Genomic DNA, 22,630 nt, shown 5'->3' with positions numbered 1-22,630 from the left:
CCGAGGGACAAAACTTGAGGGTGTCGCATTTTTGAATGAAAAAGACAGAATTGCGGCGGGGCGTTCGTGGGCATATATCCCAATCAACAGCATTCCTTGGCCTTCCTGCGCTTTTCGTTCGGTGCAGCATTTTGCAACCGGGTTTTTCTGGCGGACCACCGACGTTATTATTCGCGTCGATTTCTTTTCCGGACAGAACCCATGAACCAAGAACCTAGCACCCTCTATGCCAAGCTGCTTGGTGAAACCGCATCTATTACCTGGAAGGAGCTGGAGCCGTTCTTCGCCAAGGGTGCCCTATTGTGGGTCGACCCGAGCCTGGATCTGATCGCCGCCGCCGAAGCCGTGGCGTCTGATGAAGGCGAGAAAGTCGCTGCCTGGCTGGCCGAAGACAAGGTCGCCAAGCTGTCTGAATCGCGCGCGCTGGATCTTTTCGAGCGTGACCCTGTGCTGTGGGCAGTGGTGGTCAGCCCGTGGATTTTGATCCAGGAAAGGGCGGGCGAATAAGCGAGCGCACCTTGTTGGTGCGCGATCTCATCCAGAGAAAGTGTGTAGCCGAGTAGCGTGATGGCACGTTGCCGTAGAGATTCGCCACAGGCAGGGGTGGCATAACGGTGACGTAAACGTAACGAGCACAGTTTGGTAAGCCACCTGACGGCTGCTTAATTGTTTCTGGATGTTGGATCGGCTGATATTTTCAGTGAATTTGATGGCCTCATCGCTGGCAAGCCAGCTCCCACAGGGTCGGTGTTGAACACACAACCTGCGCACGACCCAAAACCTGTGGGAGCTGGCTTGCCAGTGATTGCGGCAACTCGGTCCTGGATCAGACCGTAAACGACTTCCCGGTATGGTTATTCAGCGAAATAACCTTGGTCTTGCCAATCCGGTGACGGTAGATCTCGCGCAGGTACTTGATCGACTTCTTCACGCAATCACGCGACAGACGAATGTCGTTGATCGAGACAAACTTCTCTTTATCGTTGATCAGTTCGCGGTACTTCTTTTCGTACATCGGTTTGATCGCGTACCAGTTGGTGTCGAGGATCTTCGCCGGGTTTTCGAACTCGTTGAGCAGTTCGTCGATGCGGTCTTCGTCGAATTCTTCATTGATGATGAAGTCGAGGATCGAGTTATCCAGCGTCTCGTCGAAGCGGTACGGATTTTTCGCGAAGCAGCGTTTGATGAACGCGACGATCAGGGTCAGGAAGTCGTCCGACAGGCACGGGCTCTTGGCGATCAAGGTGGTGAGCGACAGGTTGGCCGAGGCGCCGATCACCAGTGCGTAGCGCTTGAGCGTGGTATTGGGGAACAGGCTGTTGAGGTGCGTCTTCAACCGGTTCAAATCCATGTACGACAGCTTGTAGTCTTTGGGCAGCGAAACGATCGAGACCACCGACGAGCAGTTCTTGAAGAAATGCAGGTCGTGCAGGGCAGCGGCGTCGTAGCCGGAATTCTTGTACTGCTCGAGCGAGGCACGATAGCGCTTGGACTCGATCGGTAACAGGCTGATGCCTTCGATGGCCTGGGTGACTTTGTTGAAGTGCGGCAGGTCGATCGAACGGAAGAACAAGTCGTCGATGTTCAGACGCTGCGGTTCTTTATCGAACACCTTGAACTTGTCGCTGCTCGGTGGCGGGGTTTCCGGCACCACCGATTCGGCGTAGGCGATCGCCACCGGGCCGGCCAGGCTCATGAACAGGTCGTTGGCGTCGAGGCGAATGGTTTCGCCGATGTCGATGCCGGCGCGACGGAAGTAGTTCTGGTCGTAGTCGGTGGTGACTGCCTGCGCCGTCAGAATGTTGAAGATCTGCTGCGAGATGTACTGGTTGGCGTGTTTCTCCATCGCATTGACATCAATGTTCTGGATGTTGCCGTCATCGTTCTCTTCGGCGTAACGCATGATGTCGTTGGAGATCAGCATCATCGCGTTCCATGGGCGGATACGGCCCATGACGCTGGCTTCGCTGCTGTCTTCATTGGCGAAGTTGTAGGAAAAATCCCATTCTTCCGAAAGGTATTTGCACAGCAGACGACCGGCGTTGATGTGCAGCGCCTCGGACATTTCGCTGCGGTGATCGGAAATGTTCGGCAGCACGCAGATGCCGCTGGTGAAGATCGGTTCAAACACGAACGAATGACCGCTTTTGCCGTCGTGCTCGTCCATCGGCTTGGTGTCGAACGTCTTGTTCATGTACGAGTGCTGCTGGGCCAGGCCAAACTCCGAGGCCATGCCCGAACCCGTACCGCCGCCGGCACTGAAGATCGAAAAGTACAGGCGCGACTGGTTGGCCTTGATGCCGCAGCTGTCGATCAGGTACGAGTGGATCATTTTCCAGTCAGGGCTGGAGAAACGCTGGGTGTCCTTGTTGAGGATGATCTTCGCCAGATACTGGCCGAGGATCGGCGCGTTACCGGCGCCACCGGCGTGGACTTCGGACAAGTCCATGATTTTCATTTTGCTGTAGTCGCGCAGGAAGCCGCTCTTTTCGCTCTTGCGCGAGAAACGGATGCGTCCGGCGATGTCCTTGTCGAGGTCGCCGAGCATGACCAGCGGTTCCACCAGGAACACCGGTTTGCTCGCTTTGCTGGTGCCTAGTCGCAGGTTGTTTTTGATCCACTGCGCCGGGCTGTAGCCCTTGTCGGCCAAACGCCGGTCGGTTGCACGGTCTTCGTTGTTGAATTCATTGAGGTAGAACTTGCGCGCGTTGTACACCAACTCCGCCACATCGAGGGCGATGTTGGAGCCGCAGCGACCGAGGCCGATCAGGCACACCGACGGGAATTCCTGATCGCTGTGCTGCTCGTTATCGCCTTCCAGATGCGGCGGGCGCGGGAACACCATGTCGCGCAAACCGTCGAGGTTGTCGAGGATACGGTCGGTGTTGGTTTCGGTGAAGTACAGGTATTGCTGGGTCGACAGCGGGCGCGAGGGAACCAATGGCTTGGACGATGACGGGCTGTTTACGGCCGGGCTCAAAGTCAGATCGGATACCGCTGTGGCGGGATTGTTTTTAGAAGTCATTGTGCGCCATGTACCTGGACTGGGTTGGCCCGGTGACTGAATGTCAGCGAACCTCACGGAATAAGATGTCGCGTCTTTTTTGCGCGAATTTGGCCCTAGCGTCAGGGACTTGGCCTGACTGTCGCTTGGGGGGAATCCTTTCCTGATCGTTGATGAATCGGCCATTATTCGGCGATCTTTAATCAAAAGGAGGCTAAATGATGTCATCGCTACCATCGTTGGGGTTTGCCGGAATTGGCCTGATGGGCCTGCCGATGTGCCGACGTCTGCTGGCGGCGGGTTATCCGCTGAGGGTGTGGAACCGCAATCCGGCCAAGTGCGCGCCACTGGTCGCGGCCGGCGCCCGACAGGTCGCCAGCCCTTCCGAGCTGTGCGAACACGCCGACGTGGTGATGTTGTGCCTGGCGGATACCGCCGTGGTGCGCGAGGTGGTATTTGGCCCGGCCGGTGTCGCCGAGGGCGCGAAGGGCGGTCAGTTGCTGGTGGATTTTTCCAGCCTGGAACCTACGGCCACTCGTGAGATGGCCGCGCAATTGCTGAGTCAAACCGGCATGGCCTGGCTCGACTCTCCGGTGTCAGGCGGGGTGGTCGGCGCCGAGGCCGGCACTCTGGCGATCATGGTCGGTGGTGAGGCGGCAGATCTTGAGCGCGTACGCCCGGTGCTGCTCAATCTTGGTCAGCGCGTCACGCACATGGGCGGCGTAGGTGCCGGTCAAGTGACCAAGGCCTGCAATCAGATGATCGTCGCCTGCAATGCACTGGTGATCGCCGAAGTGGTGGCACTGGCCGAGCAGGCCGGGGTCGATGCGCGCTTGATCGCTGAAGCGTTGGCCGGTGGTTTTGCCGATTCGAAACCGTTGCAGATCCTCGCCCCGCAAATGGCCGAGAGCCGTTTCGAACCGGTGAAGTGGCACGTACGCACGCTGCTCAAGGATCTCGACACCGCTGTGAAATTCTCCCGCGAGCAAGGCTCGGCCACGCCGATCAGCGGATTGGCCGCACAACTGATGCGCCTGCATGGGGCGCAGGGCTTTTTGGCGAAGGATCCAGCGACACTGGTGCAAATGTACCGCGCGCCAGAATCAACGGATTGACCGAGTGTGATTGTTTGCGTTGATTGATTTCTTCCAGCACCGGGCGTAGCTCGTCCAGCGGCACCGGGCGGCTGAGCAAGTAACCCTGAATGAAATCGCAGCCGGAGCGTTCGAGGAATTCGTACTGCTCCAGGCTTTCGACGCCTTCGGTGACCACCTGCAAATGCAGGGTGTGGGCCATGACAATGATCGCCTGGACGATCTCCATGTCTGCTGTCGCCTTGGGAATGTCGAGGATGAAGGAACGGTCAATCTTCAGCGTGTTGAGCGGCAAGCGCTTGAGGTAAGCCAGTGACGAGTAGCCAGTGCCGAAATCGTCGATCGACAGCGACACGCCGAGAGCGCGGATCTGCCGCAACAGCACCAGGGTATTGGCGATATTGCCCATCAAGGCATTTTCGGTGACTTCCAGTTCCAGACGTTCCGGAGCGACGCCAGCAATGCGCAGCGCATTTTCGATTTCGTCGGCCAGTTCTTCGCGAGCGAGGTTCAACGGTGAACAGTTCCAGGCGATTTTCAGTTCTTCGCAGCCATGTTTCGACAGCTCGCCCAAGTCCTTGCAGGCCCGGCGCAGCACCCAGTTGTCCAGTTCGGCAATCAGGCCATTGTTTTCCGCGATGCTGATAAAAGCGTCAGGTGTCAGCAGACCACGAATCGGATGCTGCCAGCGGATCAGTGCTTCGAGTTTGGTCACCCGACCGGTTTTCAGTTCGAAGATCGGTTGGTAATACAGCGTCAGGCCGTTTTCTTCGCGCAGTGCGTGGCGCAGTTCTTCTTCGAGTTGCAATTCGAGGGTCGCGCGGTTTTTCAGGCTGGAACTGAAAAAGTGCAGGCCATTGCGCCCGGCGCCCTTGGATTGATACAGCGCCAGATCGGCGTGCTTGAGCAGTTCTTCGCAGGTGCTGCCATCTTCAGGAAACAGACTGATGCCGATGCTGGTGGTCATCACCATGCGGCGTCCGGCCAGTTCTATGGGCTCCTTCATCTTGGCCATGATCCGCTGGGCCATGTTGCGCGCCTCTTCGCGGTCGCGCAGGCTGATCAGGATGCAGAACTCGTCACCGCCGAAACGCGCGACCACATCTTCATGGCTGCGCACCGAACCTTTGATGTGATTGGCAATGACCTTGAGCAGGGCATCACCGGCGTCGTGGCCAAGGCTGTCGTTGATGCGTTTGAAATGGTCGATGTCGAGAAACATCACCGCGAGCATGCCGCCTTCGGTGGTTTTCTGGCTGAGCTTCTCGGCAAAGATCTGATTGAAGCCGCGGCGGTTTATCAGGTTGGTCAGGGCGTCGTAGTTGGCCACTTGTTGCAGCGCCATGCGCGCCTGATCAAGTTGGCTGAGCAGGGCGTTGACCCGGCGCAGGTCGTTTTCCTTGTTCTGCAGTTTCTTGTCGAACAGCGCTGCGCTGATCGCGCTGCTCAGAATCAACAGAATGATCAGCGCGACCGTCAGGCCCAGTTGCAGCTGGCTGGTATCGACGGGCGTCGCGGGCAGGCTGCCCTCGGGCAACACCAGTTGCAGGGCTGCCATTCCCGTGAAATGCATGCTGAAAATGCCCGCGCCGAGAATCAGCGCCGCGCTGTATTTGAGCAGTTGATGAGCCATGCCACTGCCTTCGCGCAAGTAACCGGCTACCCACAGCGCGGCGAAACTGGCGCCGATGGCGATAGCGATCGACAGCGCAAACAGGGACGGTTCGTAGTACGCAGTGGCGCGCGATTGCATGGCGGCCATACCCACGTAATGCATGCCGGCGATGCCGAGGCCGATGAGCAGTGCGGTTTTCAGGTAGAGCACCAGGCTTGGCTGCGCATGGCTCAGCGTGTACATCGCCAGCCACGAGGCGAGCAGGGCGATCAACAGGGAAAACAGGGTGATCGGCAGGTCGTACTGGATTTCAATCGGCGCCTGAAAGGCGAGCATGCCGATGAAATGCATGGCCCAGATGCCGCCGGCCAGGCAGGTGGCGCCTATCCAGCGCCACAATCGCTGGGAACTCGGGTCGTCGGCGTGGGCAACCCGCTCGGCCATATCGAGGGTGGCAAAACTCGCGGCGCAAGCAACCAGATAGGCCACCAGCACCAGCAAGGGATTATGTGTGCAATCAAGAATGACCTGCCCGCTCTCTGGCAGCTCGGTAACGAACTGCAAACCAAGCCACTCTATAGCACGCCCCGTCTCTGAAGTCCTACCGCGCGGTTAACGCTGGCTGAAGACAGAAGTATAGAGGCGGTTTTCGGGGAGCAAGCGATAGTGGCACATTGGCGCTAATGATTTCGGCATTAGCGTCATAGCGATTGGCACTAAGAGTCAGGCGATCTTCTCAAACGGGATTTCGGCCCAGTCCGGTTGCAAGGGAGGCAGTCCGAAACGGGCGCGCGCCTTGTCGCAATCGACATTTTGCTCGCCGTTTTCCCAAGACGACTCGAATTCACGGCAGGTGCTGGAGCGTTTGTCATAAATCGAACAGCTCACGGTGCTGCCAACATCACCCTCCAATGCGGTGCATCGAGGCGATTTGCAGTCGGTGCCGTTCATCGCCACCCGGCTGGGAGAGATTTGAGTCACCAGCTCATCGGGCACTGTCCCCCCGGACGAAGCACATTCACCCCAGAAAAAAGACACGCGAAAATGGGAACAGCAGGCACCGCAATTCAGACACGGACTGACTTCGGACATTGGGGAGGGTATCAAAGGGATTGATCGGGAGATCCGGACGGATCCGGCGGCCATTCTAGGCTTCGCAACGGCAATGGGAAGGGGGGCTTGAAACTATTTTTTTATGGCAAGGTTTTGCCGGAAAAGCCCCGGATTCACGGGGATTGCAGACTTATCAAGGGCTTACGTTTCGTTACAGTGACATGGCCCTATATCAGGCAGACGAATGATCACAGACAGCCGCCGCTGCGCTGACTAGATTGCAGGTTCCGGGCTCGGATGCGTTGGCAGTGAAGCCCTATAACAATAAAGAGACGGACCCATGCAGAACTCGACCCAAGCGGCGAATGCCTGGCGCATTCTGTTCCTGCTGTTCCTCGCCAACCTGTTCAACTTCTTCGACCGCACCATCCCGGCGATCATCATCGAGCCGATCCGCATGGAATGGCACCTCAGCGACTTTCAGCTGGGCATCGTCGGTACGGCATTCACCATTGTTTACGCGATCGCCGGGTTGCCGCTTGGGCGCATGGCTGATACGGGTTCACGCAGCAAACTGATGGGATGGGGGCTGGCGACATGGAGTGCGTTGACCGCCGTCAACGGGCTTGTCGGCAGTTTCTGGAGTTTCCTGATCGTGCGCATGGGCATCGGCATTGGTGAGGCCAGCTATGCGCCGGCCGCCAACTCGTTGATCGGCGATCTGTTCCCGGCTCATCGCCGGGCGCGGGCCATGGGCATCTTCATGCTGGGGCTGCCGCTGGGGTTGCTACTGGCGTTCTTCACCATCGGCTGGATGGTCAAGGCGTTCGACAGCTGGCGCGCACCCTTCTTTATCGCCGCCGTGCCGGGCTTGTTGCTGGCGGTGTTCATGTTTTTCATCAAGGAACCCAAGCGCGGGGCGGCGGAAAGCGTGCAGGTGTCGCAGGAGAAAGTCGACAAGCCGATCCGCCGCATCCTCGCTGTGCCGACTTTTCTGTGGCTGGTGATGGCGGGGCTGTGCTTCAACTTTGCCACTTATGCCTGCAACTCGTTTCTGGTGCCGATGCTGCAGCGGTATTTCCTGATGCCGTTGCAGGAAGCGGCGGTGGCGACCGGTGTGATCGTCGGCGTGACCGGGCTGATCGGTTTGACCCTCGGCGGCTGGATTGCCGACAAAATCCACCAGCGGGTGGCTAACGGTCGTCTGTTGTTTGCGGCATTCAGCCTGATCATCTCGACACTGTGCACGGCGTGGGCGCTGCACGCCGGACGGATCGAGATTGGTCTGTTTGTTGCGGTGTTCAGCCTGGGTTGGCTGTTTGCCTACAACTTCTACACGTGCGTGTACACGGCGATTCAGGACGTGGTCGAACCGCGCCTGCGGGCCACGGCGATGGCGTTGTTCTTTGCCGGGCTGTATTTGCTGGGCGGAGGATTGGGGCCAGTGGTGGTGGGTGCGTTGTCGGATCATTTCGCGCACACGGCAATGTTGGCAGCTGGGGCGCAGCAGATGACCGAAGCGTTCAAGGCTGTCGGGCTGCATGACGCGATGTACCTGATTCCGGTGGCGCTGCTGCTGACCATGGTGTTTCTGTTTTTGGCGGCGCGGTGTTTTGTGCGCGATGCGCAGCGGATGAAAGAGGGGCTGGTGGCGGTGGTTGAGCCTGATGTTTCGGTAGCGACTGCATAACCGCCTTCGCGAGCAGGCTCGCTCCCACATAGGAACGCATTCCAAACTGTGGGAGCGAGCCTGCTCGCGAAAGGGCCATTAGCATCACTGGCCAAATAACAGGCAAACAAAAAGGCCCGCATCGCTGCGGGCCTTTTTGTTTTTCACCGGTGAAGCAGGGCGGTTTAACCCGCTACCAATACCCGGATCGCTTCCAGGCGCAACGCCGCTTTATCCAGCATCGCCAGGCCCTGCTCACGCTGCTCGCGCAACGCAACCAGTTCGCTGTCACGTACGGTCGGGTTGACCGCTTGCAGCGCGGTCAGGCGCGCCAGTTCTTCGTCGGTGTCGGCCGCCAGACGGCGACGCGCCTCGGCCACGCGCTCGGCGTGACGCGGGGTGATCTTCTCTTCACCGGCGTTGATCCGTGGCGTCAGCTGATCGCGCTGGGCCTGGATGAACTTGTTGGCGCTGGCACGTGGCACGCTTTCGAGCTGATCGTTCAGCGTCTCGAACGAAACGCGTGACGACAAGTCGTTGCCGTTGGCATCCAGCAGGCAGCGCAGGGCGGCCGGCGGCAGGTAACGGCCCAGTTGCAGCGAACGCGGGGCAACCACTTCGCTGACGTAAAGCAGTTCCAGCAACACGGTGCCCGGTTTCAGCGCCTTGTTCTTGATCAGCGCGACGGCGGTGTTGCCCATCGAACCGGACAGCACCAGATCCATGCCGCCCTGCACCATCGGGTGTTCCCAGGTGATGAACTGCATGTCTTCGCGCGACAGCGCCTGGTTGCGGTCGTAAGTGATGGTCACGCCTTCGTCGTCGCCCAGCGGGAAACTGGCGTCGAGCATCTTCTCGCTTGGCTTGAGGATCAGGGCGTTTTCCGAATGGTCTTCACTGTCGATGCCAAACGCATCGAACAGGGTTTCCATGTAGATCGGCAGGGCGAACTGATCGTCTTGCTCGAGGATGTCCTCGACCAGCTGATCGCCTTCGCCCGAACCGCCGGAGTTGAGTTCCAGCAGGCGGTCGCGACCGGTGTGCAGCTCCTGTTCCAGACGCTCGCGCTCGGTGCGCGCCTCGTCGATCAGCGCTTGCCACTCGCTGTCGTCGGCTTCTTCGAGCAGCGGCAGCAGGCGCGGGCCAAACTGATGCTGCAGGGCGTTGCCGGTCGGGCACGTGTTGAGGAACGCATTCAGCGCTTCGTGATACCACTGGAACAGACGCTCTTGCGGGCTGGTTTCCAGGTACGGCACGTGCAGTTCGATGATGTGCTTCTGACCGATCCGGTCGAGACGACCGATACGTTGTTCCAGCAAGTCCGGGTGCGCCGGCAGATCGAACAGCACCAAATGGTGAGCGAACTGGAAGTTGCGACCTTCACTGCCGATTTCCGAACAGATCAGTACCTGCGCGCCAAACTCTTCGTCGGCGAAGTAGGCGGCGGCGCGGTCGCGCTCAAGGATGTTCATGCCTTCATGGAACACCGTGGCCGGGATGCCGGAGCGCACGCGCAGGGCGTCTTCCAGGTCCATCGCGGTTTCGGCGTGGGCGCAGATCACCAGCACTTTGGTGCGCTTGAGCATTTTCAGCTGATCGATCAGCCACTCGACGCGTGGGTCGAATTTCCACCAGCGCTCTTCTTCATTTGCATCCGGCTGCGCCTGGAAGCTGACTTCCGGATACAGCTCGGCGTGGTCGCCCAGCGGCAGTTCGAGGTATTCGTCCGGGCACGGCAACGGGTACGGGTGCAGATTGCGTTCCGGGAAACCCTGCACGGCGGCGCGGGTGTTACGGAACAGCACGCGGCCGGTGCCATGGCGGTCGAGCAGTTCACGCACGAGACGGGCGCTGGCTTCGGTGTCGCCATCGTTGACCGCGGTCAGCAGGGCTTCGCCTTCGTTGCCGAGGAAACCGTGGATAGTCTTGTGTGCTTCAGGCGACAGGCGCCCTTTGTCCAGCAGCTCCTGAACGGCTTCGGCCACCGGGCGATAGTTTTCGCTCTCGGCGCGGAAGGCGGCCAGGTCATGGAAACGGTTCGGATCAAGCAGGCGCAGACGGGCGAAGTGGCTGTCCTGACCCAGTTGTTCCGGGGTCGCGGTGAGCAGCAACACGCCAGGAATCACTTCGGCCAGTTGCTCAACCAGCGAATACTCGGGGCTGGCCTTTTCTTCGTGCCAGACCAGGTGGTGCGCTTCGTCGACCACCAGCAAGTCCCAACCGGCGGCGAACAGCGCGTCCTGGGCTTTCTCGTCTTCGACCAGCCACTCCAGCGCAACCAGCGCCAGTTGGGTGTCTTCGAACGGGTTGGCGGCATCGCTTTCGATGAAGCGTTCTTCGTCGAACAGCGCAACTTGCAGGTTGAAGCGGCGGCGCATCTCCACCAGCCATTGGTGCTGAAGGTTTTCCGGCACCAGGATCAGCACGCGATTGGCACGGCCCGAGAGCAGTTGGCGATGGATCACCAGACCGGCTTCGATGGTTTTACCCAGGCCCACTTCATCCGCCAGCAATACGCGTGGCGCGATGCGGTCGGCGACTTCACGGGCGATGTGCAACTGGTGCGCGATCGGTTGCGCGCGCACGCCGCCCAGGCCCCAGAGCGAGGATTGCAACTGGCGGCTGGTGTGTTCGAGGGTGTTGTAACGCAGGGAGAACCACGCTAACGGGTCGATCTGCCCGGCGAACAGACGGTCGCTGGCCAGACGGAACTGAATGAAGTTCGACAGCTGGGTTTCCGGCAGGGTGACGGCTTCGTTCTGCGCGTTGAGGCCGTGATAGACCATCAGGCCATCGACGTCGTCGACTTGCTGGACGGTCATCTTCCAGCCTTCGAAGTGGGTAATGCTGTCACCGGGCGAGAACCGCACGCGGGTGAGGGGCGCATTCCGTAGCGCGTACTGGCGGGTTTCGCCAGTGGCCGGGTAAAGCACGGTCAACAAGCGGCCATCCTGTGCCAGAACGGTGCCTAAACCAAGCTCTGCTTCGCTGTCACTGATCCAGCGTTGCCCCGGTTGATACTGCTGCGCCATGCTGCCTGACTCCCACCTTGAAAAAGCGGGCTATCTTAACGGAATGCAGGCTTCAGGGCCAAAGGATTAGGCGCAGCGGCAAGTTTTTAGCCACAAGCTGTAGCACGCCTAATGCGGTCATCTGTCAGTTTGCGAAGGTTGTGGGGCACCAGTGAGTGCCAACCCTGTCACAAGTTTGCGACCAGTGGCTCAAGGCACCTTCGCCGCAGCCGATAGCCTGCTGACAGGAGATCTCTTATATGTTGCCACCGATGCTCCCCTTGAGCGTTGTGCCAGTCACTTCCCAGCAGGATCCGATTCGTCAGCGACCGGACATTCCTCCAGTAGTGCCGGTGCAGGAAAGCTCGAACGAAAGCACGATCGATCTGCAAAAGCGTGATCCTGAAGAGGACGGTTTGCTGCTGCGCGAAGAACAGCGTCGCCAGCAGGAGCGCGATCGCCGTCGCCGCGAAGCCGATGAAGACCCTGAAGAACACCTCGCCGTGCCTGGTGATGAACTCAATGCCGACAACACCGTGCCCGTCGTGCCGCTGATGGAAGATCAGCCGCGTCAGGGTTTGTGGGTCGATATCGAGATCTGAGATTCGTCGTTTACATGAAATGTTTTAGAGCGTTGGTGCTGGCGACTGGTCAGCGTTGGCGTCAGGCTGCATTATTGGCGCAGTCCTGCCGTTGTCGCGGCAGTTGTGATTATTTTTAGCGATGTATGTTGCCATGAGCCAAGACGACAAACTGATCGACCTCAATTCTGAGCGTGCCAAGCGCGTACATGACATCAAAGAGAAGCGCTTGAACGAAGTGCGCAATGCCTTCGAGCAGGCAATGCCTTTGGGGAAGCCGAAGAAAAAACCGAAGAACAAGCCAAAAAAGCGTTGATCTCCTCCTGCATCCGTTGATGCATGTCAGTTATTTCCCTTCCTTTGCATTCTGTGTTGGCCGGACTTGATCCTGGTCAATTATTGCGCCTGCGTGTTTGGGTAACTTAGTTCCATCGCAGCAGAGCAGGTTCAGGAGGCCAGTCATGTTTTTCGATAACGTGGTTTTTGCCGGAGTGCTGACTGTCGGCCTCATGGTTCTGTTTTTTGCAGGGTTTGGATTTTTTATCTGGAAGGATGCGAATAAGCGCAAGAAGTGATTCTTCTGGATTGATGAGCACGCAAGGCATTTTGGGCGACTTCGGTTGCCCTTTTTTTTTGCCTTGGCGGCCTGTGGGCCGACCAGGCTCTTGGGGTTTTGGGTTTGTATCCGTTGCTGCGGGGGTTGCCTCTGGCGGTTTCGCCCTTACGGCGGGTCACCTTTTCGCTGGGCCGGCACTCCGGCGTTTGGAAAAGGTGACTCGCCGTAAGGGCGAAACCGCCAGAGGCAACCCCCGCAGCAACGGATATGCCCCCAAGCCCCCAAACCAAAAAAAGGCGCGATCCTCTCGAATCGCGCCTTTTTCATTTCAGCTATCTATCAGCTACCCAGCGCCTTGGACGCCAGCCAGAACAACCCGGCCGACAGTGCCACGGTCGCTGGCAGGGTCAGTACCCAGGCCAGCAGGATGGTGCGAACCGTCCCGCCTTGCAGGCCGCTCTTGTTGGCGACCATGGTACCGGCCACGCCCGAAGAGAGGACGTGGGTGGTGGACACCGGCAGGCTGAAGATGTTGGCCATACCGATCAGGGTCGCGGTAGTGATCTGCGCCGACATGCCTTGCGAGTAGGTCATGCCTTGCTTGCCGATCTTCTCGCCGATGGTCAGTACTACGCGTTTCCAGCCGACCATGGTGCCCAGGCCCAGGGCCAGAGCGACCGCCAGAATCACCCAGAACGGGGCGTATTCGGTGGTGGTGGTCAGGTCTTTGCGCAGTTTGTCGAGGTCAGCCTTTTCGCGGGGTTCCAGACCAGGCAACTTGCCGACTTTCTTCGCAGTGTCGTCCAGGCACAGCAGGTAGCGACGGACTTCAATACGGCTGTCCGAAGACAGCGAGTGATAGTCCGCAACACCTTTAAGGGTGTGCAGCAGGGCAGTGATGGTCGGTTCGGTCTGCTGCGGGTTGCAGCGGAATTTCTCCGGCAGGTCGCCTTCCACGCTCTTGCCCAAGGCCAGGAATTCACCCAGCGAATCGGCGTTGCGCTGGTAGAACTGGCTCAGGTGCAGCGTCGCGTCGCGGGTGCGTTCGATCTGGTAGGTGGTGCTGTTCAGGTCGAGGACGAACTGCGCAGGTACGATACCGATCAGCACCAGCATGATCAGGCCGATGCCTTTCTGACCATCGTTGGAGCCGTGCACGAAGCTTACGGCCATGGCCGAGATCACCAGAACCAGACGGTTCCAGAACGGTGGGTGCTTCTTGTCGTCGAGCTTGCGGCGTTGTTCCGGCGTCTTGTGCATCTTCGACAGCGGGCGCCACCATTTCAGACCGATCAGTACCAGCGCCGCGATCAGGAAGCCGGCCATTGGCGAGAACACCAGCGAGGCGCCGATGTCGATCGCCTTCTGCCAGTTCACACCATCGGCCAACGGAATGTCGTTGATCAGGGCGTTGGCCAGGCCGACACCGAGGATCGAACCGATCAGGGTGTGCGAGCTGGAGGCCGGGATACCGAAGTACCAGGTGCCAAGGTTCCAGGCGATTGCCGCGGCGAGCAACGAGAACACCATCGCCAGCCCGTGGCCGGTGTTCACATTGATCAGCAGCTCAACCGGCAGCAAATGGACAATGGCATACGCCACGCCAACGCCACCCAGCAGAACGCCGAGGAAGTTGAACACGCCGGAAAAGAACACCGCCAGGTGAGGCGGCATGGCTTTGGTGTAGATAACAGTGGCTACCGCGTTAGCGGTGTCATGAAATCCATTGATGAACTCGAAGGCGAGGACGAATGTCAGGGCGAGCAGGAGGCTCACAAGCACCCAAGCATCCAGTCCGCTGAATAAATCGATCATGAAGGTTTTCTGACCCGGTCGTAAGGGGGCGCGATTATGCCAGAAAAGTCTCGAAATCGATGCCCTACCTGCCAATCAGTAACACTCTTCTTCGAATTAATTTGTTGCAGCGCATTAAAACCAAGCGGCGCGCAGGGTCTTTCAAGTTACTGATTTTATTGGGAAAGGCCAGTGATGGCGGGGCTTTTGCCCCATAAAACACGGGCTCATACGCTTGTCTGAAATATAAATGAAACCTGTAAGAAGCTTCCTATCACCCTGTAGGACGGGGCAATGGCTGCTGCCCGCGGATAGCGGGCGCACAGGGCATCGTCATCACACCGCGCTTGTAAACGGTGCGCACTGACCCTCGAATATCAAAACCGGTTGGCTCATGGCTCTTCGGCTTTGAGTTCCTTTTCGATCTTTTCGATTTCCTGCTTGAAGACCTGATCCTGAACGGTGGGGCGCTTGCGCCACGCCTTGCGTTCTGGTTCTGGCTGAGCGGCGTAGGTGGTGACTTCCCCGCCGTAAACTTCCTTGTAACGTTGTTCCTGGCGCTCAAGTTCCGCGCGCAGTTCGTCTTTCGTCACAGTGCTACCTGTATGAGTTGAGTTAAATGTCTGGTGAAACGCACTGCAACGAATCGATTGAGCAATCTACCGAAGGCCAACACCTGAACAGGCGTTGCTGGGATCGGCAAGACGATCAAGACTTGCGTCTAGCAGGCGGCTACGGCACCAGATTAAAACTGACGCAGCATCAGTTTCCAGTTTCAGCGAGCGTTGGCGTTACATTGACAATAAGTGCCAGGCGCTGGCCGGGGCCGACAGCGATGGACATCGCGTCAGCGGGTGGCGACCCCGGTATTTGAGAACGGGATCCCACTGAGGTGCATTATAGCGGTCGATTCGGGAATGACTATCTTTGCCAAGTTAAAAACGGTTCCGGATGTGTGATTGTTTTGTTACTCGCAACTTTTATCGCTAGTTGAACTGCGCACAGACCGTTATTTGCCAAGTGATCTGTTTTTGACGTCATTTAGTCGAGCAACTCAGACGAAAATTCAATGTGCCGACGAAGTCAGCAAACGTCACATGAGGTCAGGCAAACACTACCGGATCAATTGCGATAATCGGTCGGCGGTTCGATAATCGCCCAATCTTCGCGTCGCAACCCTTGTGCATCCCGCCGCGAGCCGCTTGTATAGCCATCGATCCGTGCCGGATAAGGACCTGAAATGAACGATCAAATGCGCAACTCCTTCACTTCCGTGGCGCCGCCGATCGTCGCCTCGCCGGCCAAGCGCATTCAGGCGCTGACGGGGGATCCGGATTTTATGACCTCGCTGGCCCGTGGCCTGGCGGTGGTTCAGGCATTTCAGGAGCGCAAACGGCACCTGACCATCGCCCAGATCAGTCATCGCACGGAAATCCCCCGCGCTGCCGTGCGCCGTTGCCTGCACACCTTGATCAAACTCGGCTACGCCACCACGGACGGTCGCACCTACTCGTTGCTGCCCAAAGTGCTGACCCTCGGCCACGCTTATCTGTCGTCGACGCCGCTGGCCGTGTCCGCTCAGCCGTACCTCGACCGCATGAGCGAGCAACTGCACGAAGCCTGCAACATGGCCACGCTGGAGGGCGATGACATTCTGTACATCGCCCGTTCGGCGACCACCCAGCGTTTGATCTCGGTGGATCTGTCGGTGGGCGGGCGCCTGCCGGCATATTGCACGTCGATGGGGCGGATTCTGCTGGCGGCGCTGGACGACACGTCGTTAGGTGAATACCTCGACCACGCCGAACTCGTTGCCAAGACCAGCCGCACGATCCACACCCCGGACGCCTTGCTCGAATGCTTGCAGCAAGTGCGGCAGCAGGGCTGGTGCATTGTCGATCAGGAACTGGAACAAGGCCTGCGCTCGATTGCCGTACCGGTTTACGACGCTTCCGGCCAAGTGGTGGCGGCGCTCAACGTCAGCACCCACGCCGGTCGTGTCAGCCGTACCGAGCTGGAGCAGCGCTTTCTGCCGGGCCTGCTCAGCGCCAGTCGCGACCTCAGTGCGCAGCTGTTTGCCTGATGAAGCTGTTCGATAAACGCACAGTGTTGCGTTTATCGAATTGACGCTAAAACCCCTGGATCATTAATGTCGCGGCAGCGTCATCCGGCGCCGATGTGAATGAGCTCGCCGGACTGCCGACTCCCATAATAATGACAAGAGGCAACTCACCATGCGCATGCTCCCCGACTGTCTCCGCACTGATCGCTGTCGCCGGATTCAACGCAACGCCTGATCCCGACCTTCTATTCTTGTGCCTGTGCCGCTCTCTGGCCGGCCGCCGTTCGACTGCGTTTTTTGCGTGGAATAAAAATAATGAACCAGCCTCAGTCCGCTGTGGGTAACTGCCTCGACGTGCAGACCTTCATCAATGCTCAACCGATCTCGCGCTATCAGTGGCGAGTGGTGATCCTGTGTTTCCTGATTGTGTTTCTCGATGGCCTCGACACCGCGGCGATGGGGTTTATTGCCCCGGCGTTGTCGCAGGATTGGGGCATCGACCGCGCCAGCCTCGGCCCCGTGATGAGCGCCGCGTTGATCGGCATGGTCTTCGGCGCACTCGGTTCCGGGCCTCTGGCAGACCGCTTCGGGCGCAAAGTCGTGCTGGTCGGCGCGGTATTTCTGTTCGGCGCGTTTAGCCTGGCGTCGGCCTACGCCACCAACATCGAAGAGCTTTTGGTCCTGCGTTTCCTCACCGGGTTGGGCCTGGGCGCCGGTATGCCCAACGCCACTACGCTGCTCTCGGAATACACCCCGGAGCGCAAGAAGTCGCTGTTGGTGACCAGCATGTTCTGCGGCTTCAACCTCGGCATGGCCGGTGGCGGGTTCATTTCGGCGAAGCTGATTCCGGCGTTCGGCTGGCACAGCCTGTTGCTGATCGGCGGGATTCTGCCGCTGATTCTCACCGTGGTGCTGGTGTTTTGGCTGCCGGAGTCGGCGCGCTATCTGGTGGTGCGCAACCGTGGCACTGACAAAGTGCGCAAGACGCTGGCGCCAATCGATCCGGTTACCGTCGCCCAGGCTTCAAGCTTCAGCGTGCCGGAACAGAAAACCGTCAAGGCACGCAACGTGTTTGCGGTGATCTTCTCCGGCACCTATAGCACCGGCACCTTATTGTTGTGGCTGACCTATTTCATGGGCCTGGTGATCGTCTATCTGCTGACCAGTTGGCTGCCGACGCTGATGCGTGACAGCGGCGCGAGCATGGAGCAGGCAGCGTTCATCGGTGCGTTGTTCCAGTTCGGCGGGGTGTTGAGCGCGGTCGGCGTAGGCTGGGCGATGGACCGGTTCAATCCGCACAAGGTCATCGGCACTTTTTACCTGTTGGCCGGGGTGTTTGCCTACGCGGTGGGGCAGAGCCTGGGCAACATCACGCTGCTGGCGACGCTGGTACTGGTAGCGGGGATGTGCGTCAACGGCGCGCAATCGGCAATGCCGTCACTGGCAGCGCGGTTCTACCCAACCCAGGGCCGGGCGACCGGTGTGTCGTGGATGCTCGGGATCGGCCGCTTTGGCGCGATTCTCGGGGCGTGGATGGGCGCGACGTTGCTCGGATTGGGCTGGAATTTTGAGCAGGTGTTGACGGCATTGGTGATTCCGGCGGCGTTGGCGACTGCTGCTGTCGTGATCAAGGGCATGGTCAGTCATGCGGATGCGACTTGAGTTTCATCGTATGAATATTCGTTGAAGGTTCCATCCCCTTCGCGAGCAGGCCCGCTCCCGCAATGGAATGCATTTCAAATTGTGGGAGCGAGCTTGCTTCGGGCGCCGCTCCGACGAAGCTTTTGATCTGATTGTTAGGCTGACAACAATCTGTTCGATAAACGAACACTCAGTCGATTATCGGATTGTCTGGTGATTTTCACAGGCTTAATCTTCAGTGACTCCGGCGCTGAACCTCGCGCCTTTTTATCACTGGCGATCCACTACAAAAACGGGAGCCCGCTCCATGGCTGAGATCCTTTCGCTGCACGACGCGGTGAAGCAATTCGTCAACGACGGCGACACCGTTGCGCTCGAAGGCTTCACTCACCTGATCCCTACGGCGGCGGGTCATGAAATCATTCGTCAGGGCAAGAAAGATCTGACGCTGGTGCGGATGACGCCTGACCTGATCTACGACCAACTGATCGGTGCCGGTTGTGCGCGCAAACTGATTTTCTCCTGGGGTGGTAATCCAGGTGTGGGTTCGCTGCACCGTCTGCGCGACGCGGTCGAGAAGCAATGGCCGCAGCCGTTGGAAATCGAAGAACACAGCCACGCCGACCTGGCCAATGCCTACGTGGCTGGCGCTTCGGGCCTACCGTTCGCGGTGCTGCGCGCCTACGCCGGTTCCGACTTGCCCAAGGTCAATCCACTGATCAAGTCCGTCACTTGCCCGTTTACCGGTGAAGTATTGGCGGCGGTGCCATCGGTGCGCCCGGACGTCACGGTGATCCACGCGCAGAAAGCCGACCGCAAAGGCAACGTGCTGCTGTGGGGCATTCTCGGTGTGCAGAAGGAAGCCGCACTGGCCGCCAAGCGCTGCATTGTCACCGTCGAAGAGCTTGTCGATGACCTCAATGCCCCGATGAATTCCTGTGTTCTGCCGACCTGGGCCCTGAGTGCGGTGTGCCATGTGCCCGGTGGCGCGCACCCGTCCTACGCCCACGGTTACAACGAGCGCGATAACCGTTTCTATCAGGCGTGGGACCCGATCGCCCGCGACCGTGAGACGTTTACTGCGTGGATCAACGAATACATCCATGGCAGCGCTGATTTCAGCGAATTCCAGGCCAAGTTGGCCGCTGCTTCGGAGGCCAAGTAATGACTTACACCACCAATGAAATGATGACCGTCGCGGCGGCCCGTCGTCTGAAAAACGGCTCGGTGTGCTTCGTCGGTATCGGCCTGCCCTCCAAGGCTGCCAACCTCGCACGCCTGACCTCGTCGCCAGACGTGGTGCTGATCTACGAATCGGGCCCGATTGGCGCCAAGCCAAGCGTGTTGCCGCTGTCCATCGGTGACGGCGAACTGGCGGAAACCGCTGACACCGTGGTGCCGACCGGTGAGATTTTTCGCTATTGGTTGCAGGGCGGACGCATCGACGTCGGTTTTCTCGGCGCGGCGCAGGTCGACCGCTTCGGCAATATCAACACCACCGTGGTGGGCGACTACCACGCGCCGAAAGTGCGTCTGCCGGGTGCCGGTGGCGCGCCGGAGATTGCCGGTTCGGCGAAAAGCGTGTTGATCATCCTTAAACAGTCGGCGCGTTCGTTTGTCGACAAGCTCGATTTCATCACCTCGGTCGGGCATGGCGAGGGCGGTGATTCGCGCAAGCGCCTGGGCCTGCCGGGCGCTGGCCCGGTCGGCATCATCACCGACCTGTGCACCATGGAGCCGGAAGAGGGCACCCATGAGTTCGTGGTCACCGCGCTGCATCCGGGCGTGACCCGCGAGCAAGTGATCGCCGCCACCGGTTGGGCCATCCGTTTTGCCGACAACGTCGACACCACTGCCGAACCGAGCGAAGTCGAACTGACCGCGCTGCGCGATCTCGAAGCGCGCACCGCGGCGGCCCACGGTCAGGCACCGGGAGAAGCATGATGCGTGACGTTTATATCTGCGACGCGATTCGCACCCCCATTGGCCGTTTCGGCGGTGGTCTGGCCGCCGTGCGCGCCGACGATCTGGCTGCCGTGCCGATCAAGGCGTTGATGGAGCGAAATCCATCGGTGGACTGGAACGCAATCGACGAGGTGTTCCTCGGTTGCGCCAACCAGGCCGGCGAAGACAACCGCAACGTCGCGCGCATGGCGTTGCTGCTGGCGGGCCTGCCGGAAACCGTGCCGGGCGTGACCCTCAATCGCCTCTGCGCTTCGGGCATGGATGCGATCGGTACCGCGTTCCGTGCTATCGCCAGCGGCGAAATGGAGCTGGCGATTGCCGGCGGCGTAGAGTCGATGTCCCGCGCGCCGTTTGTGATGGGCAAGGCAGAGGCGGCGTTTTCGCGCAACATGAAACTGGAAGACACCACCATCGGTTGGCGTTTTATCAACCCGTTGATGAAGGCGCAGTACGGCGTCGATGCGATGCCGCAGACTGCCGACAACGTCGCCGATGACTATGAAATTTCCCGCGAGGATCAGGACGCTTTCGCCCTGCGCAGTCAGCAACGTACTGCGGCCGCGCAGGCAGCCGGCTACTTCGCCGAAGAAATCGTCGAGGTGCGGATTGCGCACAAGAAGGGCGAAACCGTGGTCAGCCAAGATGAACATCCGCGTGCCGACACCACGATTGAAGCCCTGCGCAAACTGAAACCGGTCAACGGCCCGGACAAAACCGTCACCGCCGGCAATGCCTCCGGGGTCAACGACGGCGCTGCCGCGCTGATTCTGGCCTCGGCTGACGCGGTGAAAAAACACGGCCTGACCGCCCGCGCCAGAGTGCTGGGCATGGCCAGTGCCGGGGTAGCGCCCCGGGTGATGGGCATCGGCCCGGTGCCGGCGGTGCGCAAACTCATCGAGCGCCTTGGTCTGGCGGTCGGTGATTTTGATGTGATCGAACTCAACGAAGCCTTCGCCAGCCAAGGCCTGGCGGTGCTGCGTGAATTAGGGCTGGCGGACGATGCCGCGCAGGTCAACCCCAACGGCGGCGCGATTGCCTTGGGGCACCCGTTGGGCATGAGCGGTGCACGGCTGGTGCTGACTGCCCTGCATCAGCTGGAAAAGACCGGTGGCAAGAAAGGTCTGGCGACCATGTGCGTCGGAGTCGGCCAAGGTCTGGCCCTGGCCATCGAACGCGTCTGACGCCGCCGTGACGAAGAAGAACAGAGGAAATCGAAATGTCTGACAAGCCTGGTTACCGTCGCCCGCAGGAAGGCACCCAGCCTGAGTACCTGCACCCGGCGTATCAATCCACCAATCTGCGCTCGCCGTCCAAGCCGTTGGTGTTTCTGCCGCATTCGCTGTCGGAAATCACCGGTCCGACCATCGGCGCCGAGCGTATTGCCGAGAAGGACAACGACCTGACCGCCCAACACGACGGCGAGCCGCAGGGCGAGCGCATCATCATCCATGGCCGTGTGCTCGACGAAAACGGCTTGCCGGTGCCGGGGATTCTGGTTGAGATCTGGCAGGCCAACGCCGCCGGCCGCTACAACCACAAGCGCGATCTGCACGACGCGCCGCTGGACCCGAACTTCACCGGCACCGGCCGCACCGTGACCGATGCGGACGGCTGGTATCAGTTCCAGACCATCAAGCCTGGCGCCTATCCGTGGGGTAACCATCACAATGCCTGGCGCCCGGCGCACATCCACTTTTCGCTGTTCGGGCCGAGCATTCTCACCCGACTGGTCACACAGATGTATTTCCCCGGCGATCCGCTGCTGGCCTACGACCCGATCTACAACTGCGTGCCAGACACGTCGGCCAAGGAACGTCTGATCGCCAGTTTCGATCTGGAGAAAACCATTCCGTCCTACGCCCTCGGTTATCGCTGGGACATCGTGCTGCGCGGGCGTGAAGCCACGCCGATGGAGAAATAAGATGACGCTGACTGCGACCACGTCCCACACCGTCGGGCCGTATTACCACATCGGCCTGACCTGGCTGAACCGCGAAAACCTCGCCAATGAACAAACCCTCGGCGAGCGCGTGGCGATCACCGGTCAAGTGGTGGACGGCAATGGCGATGTCGTCAACGACGCCATGCTTGAAGTGTGGCAGGCGAATGCCGCTGGCAAGTACGACCACCCGGAAGACGAGCAGGACAAACCCCTCGATCCGCATTTCGAAGGGTTTGGCCGGGTGCCGGTGGATGCGCAGGGGCGCTTCCGTTTCACCACGATCAAACCGGGTACGGTTGAGGGCCTGAAGGGCTCGACCCAGGCGCCGCATCTGGTGGTGCTGGTGTTTGCACGCGGGTTGGTGAAGCATTTGCTGACGCGAATCTACTTTGAGGGTGAGCCGGCCAACGTTGCTGATCCGCTGCTCGAATGCGTGCCGGCCGAACGTCGTGCGACGTTGCTGGCCAGGCCGGATGCGTCGGGGGTTTATCACTGGAATGTGATTTTGCAGGGCACTGATGCCGAGACGGTGTTCTTCGATTATTGAGATCAAGAGCAAAAGATCGCAGCCTTAGGCAGCTCCTACATTTGGAATGTGCTTTCTGTAGGAGCTGCCGAAGGTTGTGATCTTTTGATGTTCCAG

General features: G+C 59.5%; 19 protein-coding genes. 13 read left to right on the top strand and 6 right to left on the bottom strand.

What is annotated here, in order from left to right:
• Nucleotides 1-201 precede the first annotated feature (201 nt).
• Entirely contained in the window at nt 202-507 is a 306-nt protein-coding gene (locus IEQ42_RS01925; protein WP_042557993.1) for a DUF2288 domain-containing protein, read from the top strand.
• A 319-nt stretch (nt 508-826) separates the two neighbouring features.
• Here the strand turns inward: IEQ42_RS01925 and IEQ42_RS01920 are convergent, their stop codons facing one another.
• Nucleotides 827-3,025 carry a hypothetical protein gene (locus IEQ42_RS01920; protein WP_210702385.1) on the bottom strand — a complete coding sequence of 733 codons (2,199 nt, stop codon included), beginning with the start codon at nt 3,023-3,025 and terminating at the stop codon, nt 827-829.
• Nucleotides 3,026-3,222: 197 nt separating this feature from the next.
• Between IEQ42_RS01920 and IEQ42_RS01915 the strand changes: the two genes are divergently transcribed.
• A complete protein-coding gene (locus tag IEQ42_RS01915; protein WP_210702384.1) occupies nt 3,223-4,119 on the top strand; it encodes an NAD(P)-dependent oxidoreductase in 897 nt (298 codons plus the stop codon).
• On the opposite strand, the gene IEQ42_RS01910 is transcribed toward IEQ42_RS01915, so the two are convergent.
• Together IEQ42_RS01910 and IEQ42_RS01905 are read right to left on the bottom strand one after the other, a co-directional pair.
• Nucleotides 4,010-6,292 carry a putative bifunctional diguanylate cyclase/phosphodiesterase gene (locus tag IEQ42_RS01910; RefSeq protein WP_210702739.1) on the bottom strand — a complete coding sequence of 761 codons (2,283 nt, stop codon included), beginning with the start codon at nt 6,290-6,292 and terminating at the stop codon, nt 4,010-4,012. The two genes, IEQ42_RS01915 and IEQ42_RS01910, sit on opposite strands and share 110 nt — an antisense overlap.
• Before the next feature lie 144 nt (nt 6,293-6,436).
• Nucleotides 6,437-6,805: a YkgJ family cysteine cluster protein gene (locus tag IEQ42_RS01905; protein WP_210702383.1), complete on the bottom strand. Its 369-nt coding sequence runs from the start codon at nt 6,803-6,805 to the stop codon at nt 6,437-6,439.
• A 301-nt stretch (nt 6,806-7,106) separates the two neighbouring features.
• On the opposite strand from IEQ42_RS01905, the gene IEQ42_RS01900 reads away from it, so the two are divergent.
• Nucleotides 7,107-8,456, top strand: a complete 1,350-nt coding sequence (locus tag IEQ42_RS01900; RefSeq protein ID WP_210702382.1) for a spinster family MFS transporter — start codon at nt 7,107-7,109, stop codon at nt 8,454-8,456.
• 164 nt (nt 8,457-8,620) lie between these two features.
• On the opposite strand, the gene rapA is transcribed toward IEQ42_RS01900, so the two are convergent.
• Nucleotides 8,621-11,467, bottom strand: a complete 2,847-nt coding sequence (rapA, locus tag IEQ42_RS01895) for an RNA polymerase-associated protein RapA (protein ID WP_210702381.1) — start codon at nt 11,465-11,467, stop codon at nt 8,621-8,623.
• 239 nt (nt 11,468-11,706) lie between these two features.
• Between rapA and IEQ42_RS01890 the strand changes: the two genes are divergently transcribed.
• From IEQ42_RS01890 to ccoM, 3 genes are all read left to right on the top strand, one after another.
• Nucleotides 11,707-12,048 (top strand): hypothetical protein, encoded by a 342-nt coding sequence (locus IEQ42_RS01890; RefSeq protein WP_042558000.1) that lies wholly within the window; start codon nt 11,707-11,709, stop codon nt 12,046-12,048.
• A 133-nt stretch (nt 12,049-12,181) separates the two neighbouring features.
• Nucleotides 12,182-12,343 (top strand): hypothetical protein, encoded by a 162-nt coding sequence (locus IEQ42_RS01885; protein ID WP_210702380.1) that lies wholly within the window; start codon nt 12,182-12,184, stop codon nt 12,341-12,343.
• 145 nt (nt 12,344-12,488) lie between these two features.
• Nucleotides 12,489-12,602: a cytochrome c oxidase subunit CcoM gene (gene ccoM, locus IEQ42_RS27505; protein ID WP_003222396.1), complete on the top strand. Its 114-nt coding sequence runs from the start codon at nt 12,489-12,491 to the stop codon at nt 12,600-12,602.
• 320 nt (nt 12,603-12,922) lie between these two features.
• On the opposite strand, the gene IEQ42_RS01880 is transcribed toward ccoM, so the two are convergent.
• Together IEQ42_RS01880 and IEQ42_RS01875 are read right to left on the bottom strand one after the other, a co-directional pair.
• On the bottom strand, nt 12,923-14,398 hold the full coding sequence (locus IEQ42_RS01880) for an inorganic phosphate transporter (RefSeq protein ID WP_210702379.1): 1,476 nt from the start codon (nt 14,396-14,398) through the stop codon (nt 12,923-12,925).
• A gap of 371 nt (nt 14,399-14,769) precedes the next feature.
• Nucleotides 14,770-14,970, bottom strand: coding sequence for a hypothetical protein (locus IEQ42_RS01875; protein ID WP_008080067.1), 201 nt, complete (start codon nt 14,968-14,970; stop codon nt 14,770-14,772).
• Between the two features lie 647 nt (nt 14,971-15,617).
• On the opposite strand from IEQ42_RS01875, the gene pcaR reads away from it, so the two are divergent.
• The 7 genes from pcaR (at nt 15,618) to pcaG (ending at nt 22,534) form a co-directional block, all read left to right on the top strand.
• Nucleotides 15,618-16,460: a pca regulon transcriptional regulator PcaR gene (pcaR, locus tag IEQ42_RS01870; protein ID WP_042558002.1), complete on the top strand. Its 843-nt coding sequence runs from the start codon at nt 15,618-15,620 to the stop codon at nt 16,458-16,460.
• Between the two features lie 294 nt (nt 16,461-16,754).
• Nucleotides 16,755-18,101, top strand: coding sequence for a 4-hydroxybenzoate transporter PcaK (gene pcaK / locus IEQ42_RS01865; protein WP_047300030.1), 1,347 nt, complete (start codon nt 16,755-16,757; stop codon nt 18,099-18,101).
• Nucleotides 18,102-18,387: 286 nt separating this feature from the next.
• Complete coding sequence (locus IEQ42_RS01860) at nt 18,388-19,245, top strand: CoA transferase subunit A (protein ID WP_200613429.1); 858 nt, start codon at nt 18,388-18,390, stop codon at nt 19,243-19,245.
• Complete coding sequence (locus tag IEQ42_RS01855) at nt 19,245-20,024, top strand: CoA-transferase subunit beta (RefSeq protein ID WP_210702378.1); 780 nt, start codon at nt 19,245-19,247, stop codon at nt 20,022-20,024. Before IEQ42_RS01860 ends, IEQ42_RS01855 begins: the two co-directional genes overlap by 1 nt.
• Nucleotides 20,021-21,226, top strand: a complete 1,206-nt coding sequence (gene pcaF / locus IEQ42_RS01850; RefSeq protein WP_210702377.1) for a 3-oxoadipyl-CoA thiolase — start codon at nt 20,021-20,023, stop codon at nt 21,224-21,226. The genes IEQ42_RS01855 and pcaF overlap by 4 nt, the downstream gene beginning before the upstream one ends.
• A 35-nt stretch (nt 21,227-21,261) precedes the next feature.
• Nucleotides 21,262-21,966 carry a protocatechuate 3,4-dioxygenase subunit beta gene (gene pcaH / locus IEQ42_RS01845; RefSeq protein ID WP_210702376.1) on the top strand — a complete coding sequence of 235 codons (705 nt, stop codon included), beginning with the start codon at nt 21,262-21,264 and terminating at the stop codon, nt 21,964-21,966.
• Nucleotide 21,967: 1 nt separating this feature from the next.
• The gene (gene pcaG / locus IEQ42_RS01840) at nt 21,968-22,534 is read left to right on the top strand and encodes a protocatechuate 3,4-dioxygenase subunit alpha (protein WP_210702375.1); all 567 of its coding nucleotides are present in this window, start codon (nt 21,968-21,970) and stop codon (nt 22,532-22,534) included.
• Nucleotides 22,535-22,630: the final 96 nt, after the last annotated feature.

This window comes from Pseudomonas iridis (assembly GCF_017980685.1).
Taxonomy (GTDB): domain Bacteria; phylum Pseudomonadota; class Gammaproteobacteria; order Pseudomonadales; family Pseudomonadaceae; genus Aquipseudomonas; species Aquipseudomonas iridis.
The sequence above is the reverse complement of the archived record's forward strand: the minus strand, read 5'-3'. Positions and strand labels throughout refer to the sequence as shown.